This is a genomic window from Massilia pseudoviolaceinigra, assembly GCF_030846505.1.
Taxonomy (GTDB): domain Bacteria; phylum Pseudomonadota; class Gammaproteobacteria; order Burkholderiales; family Burkholderiaceae_D; genus Telluria_A; species Telluria_A violaceinigra.
Map to the genome: position 1 here is coordinate 1 of NZ_JAVCWL010000016.1, position 19,074 is coordinate 19,074.

At 61.4% G+C, this 19,074-nt stretch carries 18 protein-coding genes and 2 pseudogenes; 10 read left to right on the forward strand and 10 right to left on the reverse strand.

The window, feature by feature from the left end; all coding sequences use genetic code 11:
* The coding region (locus tag RBA40_RS16715) for a transposase (RefSeq protein ID WP_306648932.1) at positions 1 to 292 on the reverse strand (292 nt) is incomplete at its 3' end.
* Between the two features lie 178 nt (positions 293 to 470).
* Between RBA40_RS16715 and RBA40_RS16720 the strand changes: the two are divergent.
* Positions 471 to 1,274, forward strand: a pseudogene (locus RBA40_RS16720) (IS5 family transposase).
* A gap of 6 nt (positions 1,275 to 1,280) precedes the next feature.
* On the opposite strand, the gene RBA40_RS16725 reads toward RBA40_RS16720, so the two are convergent.
* From RBA40_RS16725 to RBA40_RS16765, 9 genes are all read right to left on the reverse strand, one after another.
* A complete protein-coding gene (locus tag RBA40_RS16725) occupies positions 1,281 to 1,802 on the reverse strand; it encodes a GNAT family N-acetyltransferase (protein ID WP_306648933.1) in 522 nt (173 codons plus the stop codon).
* Positions 1,803 to 1,806: 4 nt separating this feature from the next.
* A complete protein-coding gene (locus tag RBA40_RS16730; RefSeq protein ID WP_306648934.1) occupies positions 1,807 to 2,379 on the reverse strand; it encodes a helix-turn-helix domain-containing protein in 573 nt (190 codons plus the stop codon).
* A 107-nt stretch (positions 2,380 to 2,486) separates the two neighbouring features.
* The gene (locus tag RBA40_RS16735; RefSeq protein WP_306648935.1) at positions 2,487 to 4,574 is read right to left on the reverse strand and encodes a 3-hydroxyacyl-CoA dehydrogenase NAD-binding domain-containing protein; all 2,088 of its coding nucleotides are present in this window, start codon (positions 4,572 to 4,574) and stop codon (positions 2,487 to 2,489) included.
* A gap of 231 nt (positions 4,575 to 4,805) precedes the next feature.
* Positions 4,806 to 5,510, reverse strand: a complete 705-nt coding sequence (locus tag RBA40_RS16740) for an ABC transporter ATP-binding protein (RefSeq protein WP_306648936.1) — start codon at positions 5,508 to 5,510, stop codon at positions 4,806 to 4,808.
* Positions 5,507 to 6,271: an ABC transporter ATP-binding protein gene (locus tag RBA40_RS16745; RefSeq protein ID WP_306648937.1), complete on the reverse strand. Its 765-nt coding sequence runs from the start codon at positions 6,269 to 6,271 to the stop codon at positions 5,507 to 5,509. Before RBA40_RS16745 ends, RBA40_RS16740 begins: the two co-directional genes overlap by 4 nt.
* On the reverse strand, positions 6,268 to 7,545 hold the full coding sequence (locus RBA40_RS16750; protein WP_306648938.1) for a branched-chain amino acid ABC transporter permease: 1,278 nt from the start codon (positions 7,543 to 7,545) through the stop codon (positions 6,268 to 6,270). The genes RBA40_RS16745 and RBA40_RS16750 overlap by 4 nt, the downstream gene beginning before the upstream one ends.
* Positions 7,542 to 8,486: a branched-chain amino acid ABC transporter permease gene (locus RBA40_RS16755; protein ID WP_306625968.1), complete on the reverse strand. Its 945-nt coding sequence runs from the start codon at positions 8,484 to 8,486 to the stop codon at positions 7,542 to 7,544. Before RBA40_RS16755 ends, RBA40_RS16750 begins: the two co-directional genes overlap by 4 nt.
* 216 nt (positions 8,487 to 8,702) lie before the next feature.
* On the reverse strand, positions 8,703 to 9,941 hold the full coding sequence (locus RBA40_RS16760) for a branched-chain amino acid ABC transporter substrate-binding protein (protein WP_306648939.1): 1,239 nt from the start codon (positions 9,939 to 9,941) through the stop codon (positions 8,703 to 8,705).
* A gap of 269 nt (positions 9,942 to 10,210) precedes the next feature.
* Positions 10,211 to 11,863, reverse strand: a complete 1,653-nt coding sequence (locus tag RBA40_RS16765) for a 3-(methylthio)propionyl-CoA ligase (protein ID WP_306648940.1) — start codon at positions 11,861 to 11,863, stop codon at positions 10,211 to 10,213.
* A gap of 198 nt (positions 11,864 to 12,061) precedes the next feature.
* Between RBA40_RS16765 and RBA40_RS16770 the strand changes: the two genes are divergently transcribed.
* The 9 genes and pseudogenes from RBA40_RS16770 to RBA40_RS16810 form a co-directional block, all read left to right on the forward strand.
* Positions 12,062 to 13,588 carry a protein adenylyltransferase SelO gene (locus RBA40_RS16770; RefSeq protein WP_445352054.1) on the forward strand — a complete coding sequence of 509 codons (1,527 nt, stop codon included), beginning with the start codon at positions 12,062 to 12,064 and terminating at the stop codon, positions 13,586 to 13,588.
* Between the two features lie 11 nt (positions 13,589 to 13,599).
* Complete coding sequence (gene msrB / locus RBA40_RS16775) at positions 13,600 to 13,995, forward strand: peptide-methionine (R)-S-oxide reductase MsrB (RefSeq protein ID WP_306648942.1); 396 nt, start codon at positions 13,600 to 13,602, stop codon at positions 13,993 to 13,995.
* A 15-nt stretch (positions 13,996 to 14,010) separates the two neighbouring features.
* Positions 14,011 to 14,646, forward strand: a complete 636-nt coding sequence (locus RBA40_RS16780) for a septation protein A (protein WP_306648943.1) — start codon at positions 14,011 to 14,013, stop codon at positions 14,644 to 14,646.
* 2 nt (positions 14,647 to 14,648) lie between these two features.
* Positions 14,649 to 14,918, forward strand: coding sequence for a BolA family protein (locus RBA40_RS16785; protein WP_374710510.1), 270 nt, complete (start codon positions 14,649 to 14,651; stop codon positions 14,916 to 14,918).
* 107 nt (positions 14,919 to 15,025) lie between these two features.
* Complete coding sequence (locus RBA40_RS16790) at positions 15,026 to 15,805, forward strand: peptidylprolyl isomerase (RefSeq protein ID WP_306648945.1); 780 nt, start codon at positions 15,026 to 15,028, stop codon at positions 15,803 to 15,805.
* Positions 15,806 to 15,906: 101 nt separating this feature from the next.
* Positions 15,907 to 16,722, forward strand: coding sequence for a peptidylprolyl isomerase (locus RBA40_RS16795; protein ID WP_306648946.1), 816 nt, complete (start codon positions 15,907 to 15,909; stop codon positions 16,720 to 16,722).
* A 322-nt stretch (positions 16,723 to 17,044) separates the two neighbouring features.
* Positions 17,045 to 17,653, forward strand: coding sequence for a TetR/AcrR family transcriptional regulator (locus tag RBA40_RS16800; RefSeq protein WP_306648947.1), 609 nt, complete (start codon positions 17,045 to 17,047; stop codon positions 17,651 to 17,653).
* A 96-nt stretch (positions 17,654 to 17,749) separates the two neighbouring features.
* Positions 17,750 to 18,562, forward strand: coding sequence for an oxidoreductase (locus RBA40_RS16805; protein WP_306648948.1), 813 nt, complete (start codon positions 17,750 to 17,752; stop codon positions 18,560 to 18,562).
* A gap of 70 nt (positions 18,563 to 18,632) precedes the next feature.
* Positions 18,633 to 19,028, forward strand: a pseudogene (locus RBA40_RS16810) (zinc-binding dehydrogenase); the annotation flags it as partial.
* Positions 19,029 to 19,074 lie beyond the last annotated feature (46 nt).

Consider the following 19,074-nt stretch of genomic DNA (forward strand, 5'->3'; position numbering starts at 1 on the left):
ATTTTAAGCCGAGCCGACAAAACCAACGGTACGCCAGGTTCATGCTTACTTCCTCGCAAAATCTACGTTCGGACCGGATTCCATAGCAGTACCCAATGATCAGCATGCGCGCCATGAGTTCGGGATCAATCGACGGTCGACCAGTATGGCTAGACGAATCGGCCAGGGACAGCCGAAACTCGCTCAGGTCGAGGTACCGGTCCACTGCTCTCAGCAGATGGTCTTCGGGAACATATTCCTCTAGGCTGAGCACAACAAATAGCTCTCGCTTCGTTGTCTGACGCCCCATCATCTCAGCCTCCCTCTTTGAGACCTGTTAGACAGTGATAAGCGGTTAAGATCGCGAGCTCGAGTGGAGTTTTTCAACGCAATAGGGCGGAAGCAGCCGCCCGCGACAGTCCGGAAGCCGACGTACGCGGCCGCAGTCCGGCCGTTAAAATAACGGCCGTGTTCGCAGCCGGACTGATGCCATGGCCCAAGCACTTCGTCGCGAAGACCTTTGGTCGCTTATAGAAGCTCATCTTCCAAGTCACCATAGATCGCCGGAAGGTGGGCGACCGCGAATCAACGATTCGTGCAGCCCTACCGGGAATCTTGTTTGTCCTCAGAACGGAATACCTTGGGAGTACCTGCCGCGTGAGCTTGGGTGCGGCAGCGGCATGACGTGCTGGCGTCGCCTTCACGACTGGATGCAAGCGGGTGTTTGGCAGAGCGTCCGCGAGGCGGTCCTGCGTCGACTCCGAGAGTTTGACCAGATCATGTGGGATCGAGCCTGCATTGACGCAGCTAGCGTGCCGGCACCGGCTGGCGGCGAGCATACTGGCCGGAACCCGACTGACCGCGGCAAACTCGGCTGCAAACACCATTTACTGGTAGATCAGCGTGGACTACCCTAGCAGCCCGAATCACAGGCGCTCAGGTCCATGATTCGCGCCTGCTCATCCCTTTCGTAGAATCAATCCCAGCAGTTAAAGGGCTATCAGGCCGCGCGGGCAAACGTCCAGGTCAGCTACATGCTGATCGAGCGTACGCTTCAAGAGCGCATCGGGCCTCGCTGCGCCGGCGAGGGATCTCGGCACGGATCGCACGCTACGGCGTCGAGTCACACGAAAAGCTTGGCCAATGGCGCTGGGTCGTTGAACGCACCCTGGGGTGGCCGCACCGTTTTCGCAGACTGCGCATCCGTTATGAACGGCGAGCCGACATCCACCCAAGCCTTTCTTTTGCTTGCCTGCTCACTCATCTGTTGGAGGTACGTCGAGATGTTTTGTTAGGCGCTCTTAAACCCCGATCCGCTTCCAGTACAACAGCGTGCCCGTCAGGCCGCCTTGGGGCTTGAGCGCGTAGTCTGGAATCTCGCCGGCCAGGGTGAAGCCATGTTTGGCGTAGAGCCCGGCAGCGCCGCCCTCGCTGGCGGTATCGAGCACCAGCAGGGTTTTGCCGCGTGCCACCGCAGCAGCCTCGGCAGCTTGGAGCAAAGCCGCCGCGATGCCGCGTCCACGGCAGCGCGGCAAGGTCATCATCTTTGCGATTTCCGCGCGGTGCGGCTGGTTGGGCGGGCAGTCGAGCAGCAGGCTGACCGTCGCTACAAGTTGATCAGCCTCAAAAGCGCCGAACACGATGCGCTGGCCATCCGCCGCCGCTTGCAACGCGCGTTCCCAGAAGGCGCGCGCTTCCGAGAGGTCTAGCGGGTCCATGAAGCCGACCGAACCGCCTTGGGCGACAACCTCCGCCAGCAGCCCCGCGAGGGTCTCGATCAGTGCCGGGGCGGCCCCCAGCGGACGAATTTGAATGGTCGACATGCGATCAGCTCCTTGAAAGAACGACCAGGTAACGGCAGGTATCTGCCCCGTCATTGGCAATCGTCACCTCGGACGGCGGCCCGAAGCCGAGGCAGTCGCCGGCCTCCAGGCGGTGTTGTTCGCCGCCCTCCACCACCGTCAGCGGCCCCGCCTGCACCCAGATCGCCTGACGGATATGCGCGTACGACGACGCCGGCAACACCACGCGTTGGCCGGGCGGCATGGCGACCTGCACGATTTCCACGGGGTGATCGGGGCGCGCGTAGACTTGCCGGCGTACGTAGCCGCTGTCCGGATCGCGCCACAAGGGCTGCTGCGCCGCGCGCATGACGCGGCCAGCGTCGTCATGGCCCTCCGCGCGCAGCAGCAGGCCGGCGAGCGTCAGGTCGAAGGCGCCCGCCAGCCGCACCAGGATGACCGCCGTGGGACTGGTCTCTTCGCGTTCGATCTTGCTGATCGTGGCCTTGGCAACGCCGGAACGGGCCGCCAGATCGGCCAGCGACCAGCCACGCGCATCGCGCTCCAAGCGTAGCCGGCGGGCGATGGCAGCGCCTGTATCATCTTTTAATGTATCCATTCGTCCAATATAATGGACTAAAACATTGAATGCAAGCCCCATGGGCAATAAAAAAGGCAGCCCCGGCAATCCGGGTGCTGCCTTTTATCGTTGCGGTACCGCGTGTATCAGCTGTTGAAACCCTTGCCGTCGGCGGCCAGGCGCACCATCAGCGGGGCTGGCGTCCAGGCGTTGCCGTGACGGCCCTTGGCGTACTTTTCCATCGCCATGAGCACATTGGCCAGGCCGACCGTATCGGCATAGAACATCGGACCGCCGCGGAACACAGGGAAGCCGTAGCCCGTCAGGTAGACCATGTCAATGTCGGAAGCGCGCATGGCGATGCCTTCTTCCAGGATGAGCGCGCCTTCGTTGACCAGCGAATACACCAGACGCTCGACGATTTCCTCATCGCTGATCTTGCGGCGCTCGACGCCGATGTCGGCCGAGTGCTTGACGATCATGTCGTTGACGTCCTTCGAGGCATACGCCTTGCGGTCGCCGGCCTTGTAGTCGTACCAGCCCGAGCTGGTTTTCTGGCCGTAGCGGCCCATTTCGCACAGCAGGTCGGCGGTTTTCGAGTAGGTGATTTCAGGCGACTCGACATAGCGGCGCTTGCGGATGTACCAGCCGATATCGTTGCCTGCCAGGTCGCCCATGCGGAACGGACCCATCGCAAAACCGAATTTCTCGACAGCTTTATCAACCTGTTCCGGCAGGCAGCCTTCTTCCAGCAGGAAGCCGGCCTGGCGGCTGTACTGCTCGATCATGCGGTTGCCGATGAAGCCATCGCACACGCCCGACACCACGCCGGTCTTGCGCAGTTTTTTCGACAGCGCCAGGGTGGTGGCAAGCACATCCTTGCCAGTCTTGGCGCCGCGCACGATTTCCAGCAGCTTCATCACGTTGGCGGGGCTGAAGAAGTGGGTACCGACCACATCCTGCGGGCGGCTGGTGAAGTCGGCGATCTTGTTTACGTCCAGGGTCGAGGTGTTCGACGCCAGGATCGCGCCCGGCTTCATCACCGCGTCGAGCTGGCGGAAGACCGATTCCTTCACGCCCATGTCTTCGAACACGGCTTCGACGACGATGTCGGCCTGGGCGATGTCGGCGTAATTGAGGGTGCCGCTGATGAGGGCGACGCGCTGTTCGAATTTCTCGGGCGTGAGCTTGCCCTTTTTCATCGTGTTTTCGTAGTTCTTACGGATCGTGGCAATGCCCTTGTCCAGCGCTTCCTGCTTGGTTTCGAGCAGGATGACGGGAATGCCGGCGTTGACGAAGTTCATGGCGATGCCGCCGCCCATGGTGCCGGCGCCGATAATGGCGGCCTGCTTGATCTCGCGGGTCGGCGTGTCGGCTGGCACATCCGGAATCTTGCTGGCGAGGCGCTCAGCGAAGAACGCGTGGCGCAGCGACTTCGATTCCGGCGTCTGGATCAGGTGCAGGAAGCGCTCGCGCTCGAACTTGATGCCGTCTTCGAACTTTTTGGTGACTGACGCGGCCACGGTTTCAACGCATTCCATCGGCGCCGGGAATGCGCCCGACATGGCCTTGACCGTATTACGCGAAAATTGCAGGAAAGCTTCGTGGTTCGGATAGTTCACCTTGCGGTCGCGCACGCGCGGCAGCGGACGCACATCGGCGACTTTGCTGGCGAAGGCCACGGCCGAGTCGATCAGGTTGGCGTCGGAGGCAAACACTTCGTCGAACAGCGCGGTGCCGGCGAATTTTTCCGATGGCACAGGGGTGCCGGAGACGATCATGTTCAGGGCCATTTCAAGGCCGACCACGCGCGGCAGGCGCTGGGTGCCGCCGGCGCCCGGCAGCAGGCCGAGCTTGACTTCCGGCAGCGCGATTTGGGCGCCGGGCATGGCGACGCGGTAGTTGCAGCCCAGCGCCAGTTCGAGGCCGCCGCCCATGCAGACCGTGTGAATGGCGGCCACGACCGGTTTGGTCGAGCTTTCGGCGACCTGGATCAGCGAGTGCAGGGACGGTTCGGTGAGGGCCTTGGGCGAATTGAATTCCTTGATGTCGGCGCCACCGGAAAACGCCTTGCCGGCGCCGGTGATGACGATTGCCTTGACGGCGTCGTCCGCCAGCGCGCGGCGAATGCCGGCGACCGCGGCGGTCCGCGTCTCAAGACCCAGTCCGTTGACCGGTGGATTGTTCAGTGTGATGACGGCAACGCTGCCATTGACCAGGTATTCGGCGCTCATGTCTCTTCCTTTGTTAGTGGGTTCAGCAGTCTTCGACTATACATCATAATAGAACGGTCGTATTATTTTTTGTGATGATAGGGGTAGCGTCAGGAACTTGGGTTCCCGCCGAGTGCCGCCTTGGCGCGGGAACGACGAATCTACTTTTAGCAGCCAAAAAACCGTCGTCTCCGGCATTGCCGGAACCGACTTCCCGGGCCGGCGGGAACCCAAGTTCCGCCGATTATCCGCTTACACCTCCAACCACTCCTTGCGTACCCCCGCATCCGCCCTCAACTCCTGCGGCGTCCCCTCGAACACGATCGCCCCATGCCCCATCACATACACCCGCTGCGAAATCTCCAGCGCAATGGCCAGTTTCTGCTCCACCAGCAGCACCGAAATCCCCTTCTCCTTCAACGCCAATAAATACTGCGCCACCAGCGCCACGATTTTCGGTGCCAGGCCCTCGGTCGGCTCGTCGATCATGATCAGATCCGGATCGCCCATCAAGCTGCGGCACAAGGTGAGCATCTGCTGCTCCCCGCCCGACAGAAACCCGGCCGCGACGGTGCGCCGTTCCAGCAGGCGCGGGAACATGTTGTACATATCGTCGAGCGACCATCTTCCCGCCACGCCGGTCTTCTTCTGCCCCAGAATCAGATTCTGTTCCACCGTCAGGGTCGGAAAAATATCGCGGTTCTCCGGCACATACGCCAAACCCTTGTGCGCAATCTGGAATGCCTTCAATCCCAGCACTTCCTCCCCCTTGAACAGCACCGAGCCGGTGGCATTGACCTGCCCCATCACCGCCTTGACCAGGGTCGAGCGCCCCACGCCATTACGGCCCAGCAGGCTGACAATCTCGCCTTTGCCGATCTGCAGATCGACCCCGTGCAGAATATGGCCCTTGCCGTAAAACGCATGCAGGTTTTTAATCTCCAGAATGGCGCTCATGCGGCATCCTCGCTGCCTTCGTGGCCCAGATAGGCCGCCTGCACGGCGGCATTCGAGCGGATATTGGCCGGCGTATCGCAGGCGATCACCTCCCCATACACCAGCACCGCGATCTTATCGGCCAGCCCGAACACCACGCTCATATCGTGCTCCACCATCACCAGCGACTTGCCCACGGTGACCTTGCGGATCAACTCCACCGCCGCATCCGATTCCGAACGGCTCATGCCGGCGGTCGGCTCGTCGAGCAGAATCACATCGGCGCCGCCGGCAATGGTGATGCCAATCTCCAGCGCGCGCTGTTCGGCATAGGTCAGCACGCCGGCCAATACCTTGCGCTGGCGCTGCATGCCGATCTGCTCCAATACCTCTTCCGCGCGTTCATGAGCGTCGCGCAAGCCATTCAAACGCTGCCAGAACGAGTGTTTATACCCGAGCGACCACAATACCGCGCAGCGCAGGTTTTCATACACCGACAGCCGCTCGAACAGATTGCTGATCTGGAAACTGCGCGATAAACCGAGCCGATTGATCTCGAACGGGCGCAAGCCGCTGATGCTGTTCCCGTTGAGGCAAATATCGCCCGACGAAATATCGAACCGGCCCGATACCAGATTGAACAAGGTCGATTTACCGGCGCCGTTCGGGCCGATCACGGCGCAGCGTTCGCCTTTTTGCACGGTCAGGCTGGCGCCGCGGATGATTTCGGAACGCCCGAAACTCTTGCGCACGTCTTTCAGTTCAAGTGCGGCCGTCGTCATGCAACACCTCCGCGCTGTTGTGCCACGATTTCCGCATTAACGTCACTCCAGACTGCGTAATATCCCGGCTGGAAGCGCCGGTAGCCCACAATGCCAGCGACCAGCAGCGCGCCTGCCACCAGCCACGGTCCGGCCGATTTGGTATCGATCTCCTGTCCGAAACGGGTCATGACGCTGCCGTTGGCGGCGTCCAGGGTCAGGTGGTAGAGCATTTCGGTGCCCATCACCATGCCCGCCAGAGCGACCAGCACGCACGCTCCCACCGCCAGCAGCGGCTTCCAGATGCGCGCGAACTTGCGCGCGCTGGCGACCCGCAGCAGCATCAGGATCAGGCTGGCCAGTCCGGCCGGGGCGTAGCGCACCAGCAGAATGAAGAACAGGCCCAGATACAGTTGCCACGCTGGCGTGAAGTCAGACAGCATCACGGAAAAGAAGATGCCGACGATGGTGCCGAGCAAGGGACCGAAGAAAAAGCCAATCCCGCCGATGAACACGAACAGCAGGATGCTGCCCGAACGGATGGCGCTGACATTCTCGGCGCTGACAATCTCGAAGTTGATCGCCGACAGCCCGCCCGAAATGCCGGCGAAAAACGCCGACAGGATCAGCGTCAGGTAGCGCACCCATTGCGTGTCGTAGCCGATGAATTCGACGCGTTCGGGATTGTCGCGCACGGCATTGGCCATGCGCCCGAGCGGCGTTTGCGTGAACGCGAACATGGCCACCGTAGTGACGAACAGCCACGCGGCGATCAGGTAATACACCTGCACCTGCGGCCCGTACGTGATGCCCAGGAAGGCTTCACCGCGCACCCGGTTGGTGGTGATGCCGCCCTCGCCGCCAAAAAAGCCGGGAAACATCAGCGAGCTGGCAAACACCAGTTCCACCAGGCCCAGGGTGATCATGGCGAAGGTGGTGCCGGATTTCTTGGTGGTCACGTAACCGAACAGCACGCCGAAGCCCATGCCCGCCACGCCGCCCACCAGCGGAATGAGCGAGGTCGGCACCAGCGCGCCAATGCCGGTACTGTTCATCGCGTGGATGGCAAAGAAGGCGCCCAGCCCGGAATAGACGGCGTGGCCGAACGACAGCATGCCGCCTTGCCCCAGCAGCATATTGTAGGACAGGCCGAAAATCATCACCGTGCCGATCTGGGACAGGATCGACAGCGCCGCGCCCTTGGTAAAGATCAGCGGGGCCAGCACCAGGATCAGCGCAAAGCCGCCCCACACGAGGTAGCGCCCGAGGTTCAGGGGAGTGTAGGTGAGCCTCATTCGCGTGTCCCCATCAAGCCCTTCGGCCGGAAAATCAGGATCAGGACCAGCAGCAGGAACGGCAGGATGGCCGCGCTTTGCGAAATAGTCAGCTTCAGTACCTCGTAGCCGGGCGTGTCCATGGTGATGTTGGCGCCGATGCCGTTCAGTAAGGTCATCAGCGAGTAATCTAGCGCCACGGCGAAGGTTTGCAGCACGCCGATCAGGATCGAGGCATAAAAGGCTCCGGCCAGCGAGCCCATGCCGCCGACCACGACCACCACGAAGATGATGCTGCCGACCGTGGCGGCCATACCCGGTTCGGTCACGAAAGCATTGCCGCCAATTACGCCCGCCAGCCCGGCCAGTGCGCAACCGCCACCGAACACCCACATGAAAATGCGCGGCACGTTGTGGCCGAGCGCCTCGACCGCATCCGGATGGCTGAGCGCCGCCTGGATCACCAGCCCGACCCGGGTGCGCGTGAGCACCAGGTAAATCCCGGCCAGCATCGACAGCGCGACCAGCATCATGAAGCCGCGGTAGATCGGAAAACTGGTTGAGAAGAGGGTGAACAGCGGTCCGTCGAGCTCCTTCGGAATCGGATACGGCACCGCCGCCCTGCCCCATATCAGCTGGACCAGCTCGACGACCAGGAAGGACAGGCCGAAGGTAAAGAGCAGTTCGGGAATGTGGCCGTACTTATGCAGGGGACGCAGGCCGTAGCGCTCGACCAGCGCGCCGATCAGCCCGACCGCGACGGGCGCGAGCACCAGCGCAGGCCAGAATCCGAGCACGCTGCTGATGGTGTAGGCGATGTAGGCGCCGAGCATGTAAAAACTGGCGTGCGCAAAGTTGAGCACGCCCATCATGCTGAAGATCAGGGTCAGTCCGGACGAGAGCATGAACAGCAGCAGTCCGTAACTGATCCCGTTCAGCAGGGTGAACAGTGTGAATTCCATAGGTGTCTGCAGGTTGCAGTGGGCGTGCAGGACCCACCGTGGTCGGAAACGCAAAGGTGGTGGACACGCGCGCCACAGCGGGCCCGCCCACCCTACAGTGTTGCTCGGACATGCCGCCCGGGTAGGGGCCGCCCGGGTAGGGGCCGCCCGGGTAGGGGCCGCCCGGGAGAGGGCCGGCCGGCTTGTGGCCGGACGGCGCGCCCCGCGGCCGTGGCGTTACGCCCCTGGCCGCTTCATCTGGCAGGAAGTCGGCTGGTTCGCCAGGTAGGCGTCGATCTTCTTGTCCATTCGCCAGCCGTAGCCGGTATTTTCCTGGTCGTACTTGATGTCTTTGCCGTTGGTCTTGGTCCAGGTGCCGATGTACAGCGGCTGTTGCAGCTGGTGGTCGGCCTTGTTCATGATGACTTCGCCGTTGATGCTGTTGAACTTGGCGCCTTCCATGGCGAACGCCACTTTCACCGGGTCGGTGGTCTTGGCGGTCTTGATGGCCTGGGACAGTATGCCGATGGCGCTGTGGGTCTGGGCCGCGTAGTAATCGTCGTTGTATTTCTTCTTGAACGCTTCGACGATGTCCTTGCCGAGGAATTTGTCGTTGTTGACCATCCAGTTGCCGACGATCTTGACGCGGTCGGCGCCGGCTGCGCCCATGGCGGTGGGCACGCCCGTGGTGACGCCGTAGTAGGTGTAGAAATTGGCCTTGAGGTCGGCATCCTTGGCGGCGCGGATCAGCAGTGCCAGGTCGGCGCCCCAGTTGCCGGTGATGACGGTATCGGCGCCGGAAGCCTTGATCTTGGCAATGTAGGGCGAGAAATCCTTGACCTGGGCGATCGGGTGCAGGTCGTCACCGGCGATCTTGATGTCAGGACGCTTGCGTTTCAGGTATTCCTTGGCGGCACGGCTGACGGCCTGGCCGAAGGCATAGTTCTGGCCGATGATGTAGACGCTCTTGATGTCCTTGTTGGGGGCCATGTAGGAAGTCAGCGCCTCCATTTTCATGTCGGAATTGGCGTCGAAACGGAAGTGCCAGAAGCTGCACTTGCTGTTGGTCATGTCGGGATCGATGGCCGCATAGTTCAGGAACACGACTTCCTTGCCCGGATTGCGCTCGTTGTGCTTGTTGATCGCGTCGAGCAGGGCCAGGCCGACGCCGGAGCCGCTGCCCTGGGTGATGTAGCGGTAGCCCTGGTCGATGACGGTCTTGAGCAGGGTGAGGGATTCCTGTGGACTGGCCTTGTTGTCGAAGCCGACCACCTCGACCTTGTGCTCGCCGGCCCACTTTTGCTGGGTGGCCATGTCGGCGATCAGCTGGAAGCTTTTGAGCTGGTTCTGCCCGACCGGCGCGAAGGGGCCCGATAGAGGGTCGATGTAGGCAATCTTCACTGTTTCAGCCTGGGCCGAAGCCGACAGCAATGCAAACGAAACAGCCAGTGTCAACGGGCGAATAGTCTTGATCATGCGTCTCCATCCTTCTCTATTGTCTATGCGGGTCTGATGCCCTTGCAGCGAGTGCTGCCCATCTGGTGCTTGAAACCTCTTGTTAAATGTAAATGGTATTACAGACCCTACCCTCAAAACCGTCGCCCCCGCGCAAGGCGGGGGCCCAAGTCGGTTCCCAACCTGCGACATGTCGTAGTAACTTAGGCCCCCGCCTGCGCGGGGGCGATGGTTCTTAGGTCAGCGCTAGTTCACAGGCTCGAGTAAGCTGCCTGCGTACTGACGGCGGCTCAACCCACCGGCAACTGATGCGCCTTGAACTGATCGCGCAGCTTGTTCTTTTGAATCTTGCCCGTCGCCCCCATCGGCAGTGCATCGATGAACACCACATCATCCGGCATCCAGAATTTGGCGATCTTGCCTTCAAAAAACGCCAGTATCTCCTCGCGCGTCACTTCCATGCCTGGTCGTTTGACCACCAATAACAGCGGACGTTCATCCCATTTTGGATGCGCGATGCCGATACACGCCGCCTGCAGCACCGACGGATGCGACATGGCAATATTCTCCAGGTCGATCGTGCCGATCCATTCCCCACCGGACTTGATCACGTCCTTGCTGCGGTCGGTAATCTGCATGTAGCCGTCGGCATCGATGGTGGCCACGTCGCCGGTCGGGAACCAGCCATCCTGCAGCACGTCGCCGCCTTCATTCTTGAAATAGCTCTTGATAATCCATGGCCCCTTGACCAGCAAGTGACCGTAGGTGCTGCCATCCCACGGCAATTCGGTGCCGGCGTCGTCGACGATCTTCATGTCGACGCCGTACACCGCGTGGCCCTGCTTTTGCAAGATCTTGCGCTGCGCATCCTTCGGCAACGCCAGGTGCTTGGTCTGCAAGCCACCGGCCGTGCCCAGCGGCGACATTTCCGTCATGCCCCAGGCATGGATGACCTCGACATTGAACTTGTCGATCAGCGTGTCCATCATCGCGGGCGGACAAGCCGAGCCGCCAATCACCGTGCGCCGGAAGGTACTGAACTGCAGCTGGTTCTGGAGCGCATGGTTGATCAGGCCCAGCCAGACCGTCGGCACGCCGGCCGAGAAAGTGACTTTTTCAGCCTCGAACAGCTCGTACAGCGACTTGCCGTCCAGCGCCGCGCCCGGATACACCATCTTGGCGCCCGACAGCAGCACCGAGTACGGCAAGCCCCAGGCATTGACGTGGAACATCGGTACGACCGGCAGCACGGTGTCGGCCGAGGACACGTTGAGCGCGTTCGGCATCGCCGAACCATACGCGTGCAGCACGGTGGAACGATGCGAGTAGAGCGCTCCCTTGGGGTTGCCCGTGGTGCCCGACGTATAGCACAGCGAAGCGGCCGAATTCTCGTCGAACAGCGGCCACTGGTAATCGTCCGAGCTGCTTGAAATGAGATCTTCATAGCACAGCAGTTGCGCGATCTTGGTCTCGGCCGGCATGTGCTCGCGCCCGGCCATCAGGATGAAGGCCTTGACGGTGGTGCAGTGGGCGGCCACGGCTTCGATCAGCGGCAGGAAGGTCAGGTCGAAGTACAGGTACTGGTCTTCGGCGTGATTGGTGATGTAGGCGATCTGTTCCGGGTGCAGGCGCGGGTTGATCGTATGCAGCACGGCGCCCGATCCGGACACCGCATAATACAGTTCCATGTGGCGGTAGCCGTTCCAGGCCAGGGTGGCGACCCGGTCGCCGAGCTTGACGCCCAGGCCGGTGAGCACATTGGCCATCTGGCGCGCGCGCTGGTGACAGTCGCGGTAGGTGTAGCGGTGCAAGTCGCCTTCGACCCGCCGTGAAACGATTTCGGTGCTGCCGTAATGCCTTGCCGCGAATTCGATAATGCTGGAGATGAGCAATGGCTGGTCCATCATTTGCCCCATCAGTGGGCTCATCGGGTAAGACGTCATCAATACTCCTGTCATTACGTTGCGGCCGCACTGCGGCAACCGTTGACTTAGTTTCGTACGACCGTGCTAAAACAGTCAATCAATTTCGATGGTGCAGCGCATCCAGACCAACCGGTCCACTGCCCCACGCTTGCCCAGACCGCTTGCCGGCGCGTGTGGGCCCGGCCAAAAAATGGACGGTACGGTAGAATTCCGCTATTGTTTTCACCCACTACCGCGACTGGATCAGCTATTAACGTCGATGACTTGCCACTGGACAATTCCTTTGCTGAATTGCCTCCCGCTTTCTACACCCGGCTCATGCCGACGCCGCTGCCAGCGCCCTACTTCGTCGCCGCCAGCGCGCGCGCGGCCGCGCTTGTCGGGCTCGACCCGGCCTTGCTGGCGCACGATGACTTCGTCGCCACCTTTACCGGCAACCACGTGCCGCCGCGCGCCAAACCGCTCGCGGCAGTCTATTCCGGACACCAGTTCGGCGTCTGGGCCGGCCAGCTCGGCGACGGCCGCGCCATCCTGCTCGGCCAGCTCGCCGGTACCCAGGGCCCGATGGAGCTGCAACTCAAGGGCGCCGGCAAAACCCCCTACTCGCGCATGGGCGACGGGCGCGCCGTGCTGCGCTCGTCGATCCGCGAATTCCTGTGCTCCGAAGCAATGGCCGCGCTCGGCATCCCGACCACGCGCGCCCTCGTCGTCACCGGGTCCGACCAGGGTATCTTTCGCGAAACGGTCGAGAGCGCGGCCGTGGTCACGCGCATGGCGCCAAGTTTCGTGCGCTTCGGCTCGTTCGAGCACTGGTCTTCGCGCGACAAGCCGGAAGAACTGCGCATCCTGGCTGACTACGTCATCGCCACCTTCTACCCGGAACTGAGCGGCGCGCCGAATCCCTACCAGGCCCTGCTGCAGGAAGTCACCCGCCGCACGGCACACATGATTGCGCACTGGCAAGGGGTCGGCTTCATGCATGGCGTCATGAACACCGACAATATGTCGATCCTCGGCCTGACGCTCGACTACGGCCCGTTCGGCTTCATGGAAGCCTTCGATGCCCAGCATATCTGCAATCACACCGACCAGCAGGGGCGCTATTCCTACGCCAACCAGCCCGAGGTGGGCCACTGGAACTGCTACGCCCTGGCGCAGGCCCTGCTGCCGCTGATCGGCAGCGTCGAGGAAGCGCAGGATGCGCTGGCGCTCTACCAGCCGGCCTTCGCCAGCAAGTTCGACGAATTGCTGCGCGCCAAGCTGGGCCTGACCACGACGCAGGACGACGACGCGCAGCTGTTCGACGCCATGTTTACGCTGATGAACGACAGCCATGTCGACTTCACCCAGTTTTTCCGCAAGCTGGGCACGCTGCAGGCCGGCGACCCGGCGGCCGGCGACCCGGTGGCCGGCGACCCGGCGCAGGACAGCCCCCTGCGCGACATGTTTTATGTACGCGAGGACTTCGACGCCTGGGCGGCCCGTTACCGCGCCCGCCTGCGGGCCGAAGCGAGCGTTGACGCGCAGCGCAAGCTTGCAATGGACCGTGTCAACCCAAAGTTTGTATTGCGCAATTACCTGGCCCAGGTTGCCATCGAAAAAGCGCAAAACAAGGATTTCTCCGAAGTGGCGCGGCTGCTTGCCGTGCTGGAGCATCCATTCGACGAGCAACCCCACAACGAGCACTACGCAGCGTTGCCGCCCGACTGGGCGAGCCACCTCGAAGTGAGCTGTTCATCCTGAAAGAAGCTGCCATGTCCGATAAAGTCACCAAAACCGACGCCGAATGGCGTGCCATGCTCGACCCGATGGAATACGAGGTCACGCGCCACGCGGCCACCGAACGCGCCTTCACCGGCAAGTTCTGGGACCACCACGAGCACGGCATCTACACCTGCGTGTGCTGCAACACGCCGCTGTTCGCCTCCGACACCAAATTCGATTCCGGCTGCGGCTGGCCGAGCTACTTCAAGGCGCTCGACCCGGCCAATGTGATCGAAAAAACCGACCGCACGCATGGTATGCTGCGCACCGAGATCATTTGCGCGGTCTGCGACGCGCATCTCGGCCATGTGTTTCCGGACGGCCCGCCGCCGACCGGATTACGCTATTGCATTAATTCCGCTTCACTGCGTTTCGACCCAACTTGAACCACCAATAACAACATGAAACTTCTGTTCGACTTTTTCCCCATTTTGCTGTTCTTCGGCGTCTTCAAGCTCGCCGAGGTATATCAGCAGGCATCGTTCGCCATCGCCACCACCTATCTGGGCGGACTCGTTGCCGGAGGGAGCATCAAGCCGGACCAGGCGCCGATCATGATCGCCACGGTGGTCGCGATCGTCGCCACCACCTTTCAGCTGGTCTACCTCAAGCTGCGCGGCCGCAAGATCGACGCCATGCTGTGGGTGTCCTTTCTCATCATCACCTTCTTCGGCGGCATGACGATCTACTTCCACGACGACACCTTCATCAAGTGGAAGCCGACCATCATCTACTGGGTCTTCGCGTTCGCCATGGGCGTGGCGCAGTTCGGCTTCGGCAAGAACCTGATGCGCCAGGCGATGGAAGCGCAGATCAAGCTGCCCGAGCCGGTGTGGAAGAACGTGGGCCTGTCATGGATGGTGTTCTTCTTCGCGCTCGGGCTGGTCAACCTGCTGGCCGCGTTTGTCATTTTCAAGGGCAACACCAGCGCCTGGGTCAGCTTCAAGCTGTTCGGCATCAATGGCCTGCTGTTCGTCTTCATCATCGTGCAGACGCTGATGCTGTCGAAGTACATCGAAGCGGAGGAACAGGCATGACCATGGCTACCCGTCCCGAGCGCATCCGCGCGCTTCTCACGACCGCGCTCGAACCGAGCGTGCTCGAACTGACCGACGAATCGGCCCTGCATGCAGGCCACGCCGGGGCCGCTTCAGGAGGCAGCCACTTCCGCCTCAAGATCGTCTCGGCGCGTTTCGAGGGGCTCAGACTCGTCATGCGACATCGACTCGTGTATGATTCCGTGCACGATATGATGCACAATGAAATCCATGCACTTGCCATCACTGCGCTGGCGCCGTCCGAGCTGTGATCATTGCGCCTTCAGAGCGCGTTAAGAAATATGTCCGACAATTGAACGTAAAGTAAAAAAACTAATCTAACCTTTGTCCGAGTAACTTTTTCAAACAGGATTGAATAATGACCTTTAAGCCAGCCCGCTTGCTGTTAGCACTGATCGCCGTTGCCGCCATGCCTGCCTTTGCGCAGAATGCCGCCGTTGTCAACGGCAAGCCCATTCCTTTGGCGCGTGTCGATGCAGTCGTCAAGCAAGTTGTTGCCCAAGGCCAGCAGGCGGATTCCCCGGAACTGCGCGAGATGGTCAAGAAAGACCTGATCGCCCGCGAAGTCATGATGCAGGAAGCCCTGAAAAAGGGTTTCGAGAAAGACGCCACCGTCAAGCAGCAGCTCGACAGCGCGCGCCAGACCATCGTCATCAACGCACTGGTGCGTGACTATGTGAGCAAGAACGCCGTCAGCGACGCCGACATCAAGGCCGAATACGAGCGCTACAAGGCGCAGGCCGGCGACAAGGAATACCATGTGCGCCACATCCTGGCCGAGAACGAAGCCGACGCCAAGGCCATCATCGCCAAGCTGAAGGGCGGCGCCAAGTTTGAAGACCTGGCCAAGACCTCCAAGGATACCGGCACCGCCAACAGCGGTGGCGATCTGGACTGGGCGCTGCCATCGTCGTTCCCGAAACCATTCAGCGACGCCTTCGTCAGCCTGCAAAAAGGCCAGGTCGGCGAGAACCCGGTGCAAACGCCAGCCGGCTTCCACGTCATCAAGCTCGACGATACGCGCGCAGCCAAACTGCCGACGTTCGACGAAGTGAAGCCACAAATTGCCGATTCGCTGCAGCAAAAGAAACTGCAAGCCTATCAGGAAGAAATGATCAAGAAAGCGGCGATCAAGTAAGATCGTAGGGCCGGCGCACACGTGCGCCGGCGCTCGCTGGGCGAGATTGGCGGTATGATCCGTCCAGCCGCATACTTTTGTAATTTATAGGATCTAAAATAATGATGTTGAAGCCTGCCCGCCTGTTGTTAGCCATCCTCGCGCTGGCCACCGCGCCTGCGTTCGCGCAAAAAACTAGTGCTCCGAGTAGTGCTCCGAGTAGTGCTCCTATTGCTACCGTCAACGGCAAAGCCATTCCAGCCGCCAGGGTCGATCAGATCGTCAAGCAAGTCGTTGCTCAAGGCAAGCAGACCGATTCCCCGCAACTGCGCGAAGCGATCAAGAAAGACCTGATCGGCCGTGAAGTCATGATCCAGGAAGCTGACAAACAAGGCTTCGGCATGCGTCCTGAAGTCAAGTCCGCGCTCGAGAACGCGCGCCAGAGCATCATCATCAACGCGATGCTGGCCGACTACGTCAAGAAGAACCCTGTCAAGGATGCCGAGATCAAGGCCGAGTACGACAAGTACAAATCCACGGTCGGCGACAAGGAATACCACGCCAAGCACATCCTGGTGCCAACCGAAGAAGAAGCCAAGGCGCTCATCGCCAAGCTGAAAACCGGCAGCAAGTTTGAAGAGCTGGCCAAGGCCTCCTCGAAAGACGGCTCGGCAGCCAACGGCGGCGATCTGGACTGGGCGAGCCCGAATAACTACGTACCTGAGTTCTCGAAGGCCATGGTCGCCCTGCAAAAAGGCGCGATCACCGATACCCCGGTCAAGACGCAGTACGGCTTCCACGTCATCAAGCTGGAAGATTCCCGTGCAACCAAGGTTCCGCCACTGGAAGAAATCAAGCAGCAAGTCGCCGAATCACTGCAACAGCGCAAGCTGCAGCAGTTCCGCGAAGATCTGATGAAAAAAGCGACGATCAAGTAAGCCCGGTCGATCCGCTACAAGAGCGCATCCTCGGATGCGCTTTTTTTTCGTCTATTCCAGTCTCACACGCGATGCGGACCGCCGAAGCGGGTCATCCAAGGCAACTGCGACTTGCCGCCCCCATGGCTTCCTATGGGCTTGGTACCAAGCAGCGTGACTGGATGACGATGTCTCGAACGCCAGCCCGCCAAACAATCTGTCCACTGTACAGCCAACGCGTCGTTTCGGTCCATCGAGCCCAGCTTACCCGAACCACGACTGGGAGATTTCCCTGGCGGTGCGCTTGACGAGATCTCTTCTGCGCGTGGGCAAAAATTGGTATATGATGACCATCATGCAAAGTCCAAAAACAAAACGCAGCGCGTCAAGCCGCAAGGAAGCCACCCACGAACGCATCGTCGAGGTCGCCTCGCGGGCGATCCGGCGTAGCGGATACGCCGGCACGGGCGTGGCCGACATCATGAAAGAAGCGGGCCTGACCCACGGTGGCTTTTACGCCCACTTTGCCTCGCGCGACGCCTTGCTGGCCGAGGCGGCCGACCGGGCCGGTGCCGAGGCCGTGGCCGCATCGGCGCGCATTGCCGCCGCTGCATCCCCGGGTCAGGGCTTGCAGGCGCTGATCGACGCTTACCTGTCGCCGCAGCACCTTGCCACCATCGAATTCGGCTGTCCGGTGGCGGCCCTGTGCTCGGAGATGCCGCGCCAGGCGCCGGAAGTGCGCCGCGCCGCCACCCAGCACATCAAAGCCATGATCGATGTCATCGCGCGCCAGTCGCCCGATTGGGGCCAGCCCGGCGTGCACGAGCAGGCAGTCACCACGCTTGCCACCCTGATCGGCAGCCTGATGCTGGCGCGCGCCGTCGACGATTCTAAACTGGCCGACAGCTTTCTTCACAACGCGAAACACACCCTGGACCCTGCCAGCAATTGAACACGGCGCCTCGTCGCGCTACTTTCTTAAATCCAGAATATGATGATCATCATATCTTGCCGCAGATTTGTCCCCGCCACGGAATGGAATAACACTATGAACAACAAAATTGCATTGGTCACCGGGGCCTCCTCCGGTATCGGCGAATCGACCGCGCAGCGTCTCGCGCAGGGCGGCTACACCGTCTACGGCACCACCCGCGCCGCCTCGCCGCGCGCGCACGGCGCGGTGGGCATGCTGACGCTCGACGTGACGAGCGACGACTCGGTCGAGGCCGCGATTGCGGAAGTGCTGCGCCGCCATGGCCGCATCGACCTCCTGGTCAACAACGCCGGCTTCGGCGTGGCGCCGGCCGCCGCCGAGGAAAGCTCGATCGAGCAGGCGCGCGCCATCTTCGACACCAACTTCTTCGGCATGGTGCGCATGACGCGCGCCGTCCTACCCCACATGCGCCAGCAAGGCAGCGGCCGTATCCTGAATATCGGCTCGGTGCTCGGTTTCCTGCCGATGCCCTACATGGCCCTGTATTCGGCTAGCAAGCACGCTGTCGCCGGCTATTCGGAATCGCTCGATCATGAGCTGCGCACCCTCGGCATCCGCGTGTCGGTGATCGAGCCGGGCTATATCAAGACATCGTTCGACACCAACTCGCTCGAGCCCGATCTGCCGCTTGCCATGTATGGCGCGCTGCGCGCCGCCTTGAACGCGCGCGTGAAAGAGGTGCTGCGCACGGCGCAGGGGCCGGACGTCGTGGCGGAGACCGTCTTGCAGGCGGCAACAGCGGCGCACCCGAAGCTGCGCTACGCTTCCGGCACCCTTGCCGGCCGCATGCGTTTGCTGCGCAGATTCGCTCCCGCCAGCCTGGTCGATGCCGGCATCCGCAAAGACCTGCGCCTCGAAGCAGCCTGATCATGAAAGCATTTATCCTGGAAGCGTATTCAAAGAAGGCGCGCTGCGCAGCGCCGAGGTGGCGAAACCGGTCGTGCGCGACGACGATGTTGTGCTCAACAGCCAGGATGCGGCTACGCTGGAAAAATCGCTGCGCGTGCTCAAACCGGGCGGGAAGCTCATTTCCGTCTCCGGACCGCCGGACCCGGATTTTGCCACGGAACTGGGGCTGCCGTGGTTTGTGAAGCTGGTGATGACGCTGCTCAGTGCCGGCGCACGCAGGAAAGCGCGCAAGCTCGGTGTCACCTACTCCTTCCTCTTCATGCGCGCAGATGGCAAACAGCTGGCCGAGATCGCCAGCCTGATCGACGGCGGCAAGATCGGCGCCGTGATCGACCGCATTTTTCCCTTCGAAGAAACGAACGCCGCCCTCGATTACGTTGAAGCAGGCAGGGCCAAGGGCAAGGTTGCCATCAAGGTCCGGTAACAGCGCTGGATGCCGCGCGAGGCGATGTCATCCCATGTGCGCGCGA

Bases quoted from the DNA above. Each gene is read 5' to 3' on its own strand.
- RBA40_RS16725 (WP_306648933.1), bottom strand. From the start codon at position 1,802: ATGTCGACCATTCAAATTCGTCCGCTGGGGGCCGCCCCGGCACTGATC.
- RBA40_RS16730 (WP_306648934.1), bottom strand. From the start codon at position 2,379: ATGGATACATTAAAAGATGATACAGGCGCTGCCATCGCCCGCCGGCTA.
- RBA40_RS16735 (WP_306648935.1), bottom strand. From the start codon at position 4,574: ATGAGCGCCGAATACCTGGTCAATGGCAGCGTTGCCGTCATCACACTG.
- RBA40_RS16740 (WP_306648936.1), bottom strand. From the start codon at position 5,510: ATGAGCGCCATTCTGGAGATTAAAAACCTGCATGCGTTTTACGGCAAG.
- RBA40_RS16745 (WP_306648937.1), bottom strand. From the start codon at position 6,271: ATGACGACGGCCGCACTTGAACTGAAAGACGTGCGCAAGAGTTTCGGG.
- RBA40_RS16750 (WP_306648938.1), bottom strand. From the start codon at position 7,545: ATGAGGCTCACCTACACTCCCCTGAACCTCGGGCGCTACCTCGTGTGG.
- RBA40_RS16755 (WP_306625968.1), bottom strand. From the start codon at position 8,486: ATGGAATTCACACTGTTCACCCTGCTGAACGGGATCAGTTACGGACTG.
- RBA40_RS16760 (WP_306648939.1), bottom strand. From the start codon at position 9,941: ATGATCAAGACTATTCGCCCGTTGACACTGGCTGTTTCGTTTGCATTG.
- RBA40_RS16765 (WP_306648940.1), bottom strand. From the start codon at position 11,863: ATGACGTCTTACCCGATGAGCCCACTGATGGGGCAAATGATGGACCAG.
- msrB (WP_306648942.1), top strand. From the start codon at position 13,600: ATGTCCGATAAAGTCACCAAAACCGACGCCGAATGGCGTGCCATGCTC.
- RBA40_RS16780 (WP_306648943.1), top strand. From the start codon at position 14,011: ATGAAACTTCTGTTCGACTTTTTCCCCATTTTGCTGTTCTTCGGCGTC.
- RBA40_RS16785 (WP_374710510.1), top strand. From the start codon at position 14,649: ATGGCTACCCGTCCCGAGCGCATCCGCGCGCTTCTCACGACCGCGCTC.
- RBA40_RS16790 (WP_306648945.1), top strand. From the start codon at position 15,026: ATGACCTTTAAGCCAGCCCGCTTGCTGTTAGCACTGATCGCCGTTGCC.
- RBA40_RS16795 (WP_306648946.1), top strand. From the start codon at position 15,907: ATGATGTTGAAGCCTGCCCGCCTGTTGTTAGCCATCCTCGCGCTGGCC.
- RBA40_RS16800 (WP_306648947.1), top strand. From the start codon at position 17,045: ATGATGACCATCATGCAAAGTCCAAAAACAAAACGCAGCGCGTCAAGC.
- RBA40_RS16805 (WP_306648948.1), top strand. From the start codon at position 17,750: ATGAACAACAAAATTGCATTGGTCACCGGGGCCTCCTCCGGTATCGGC.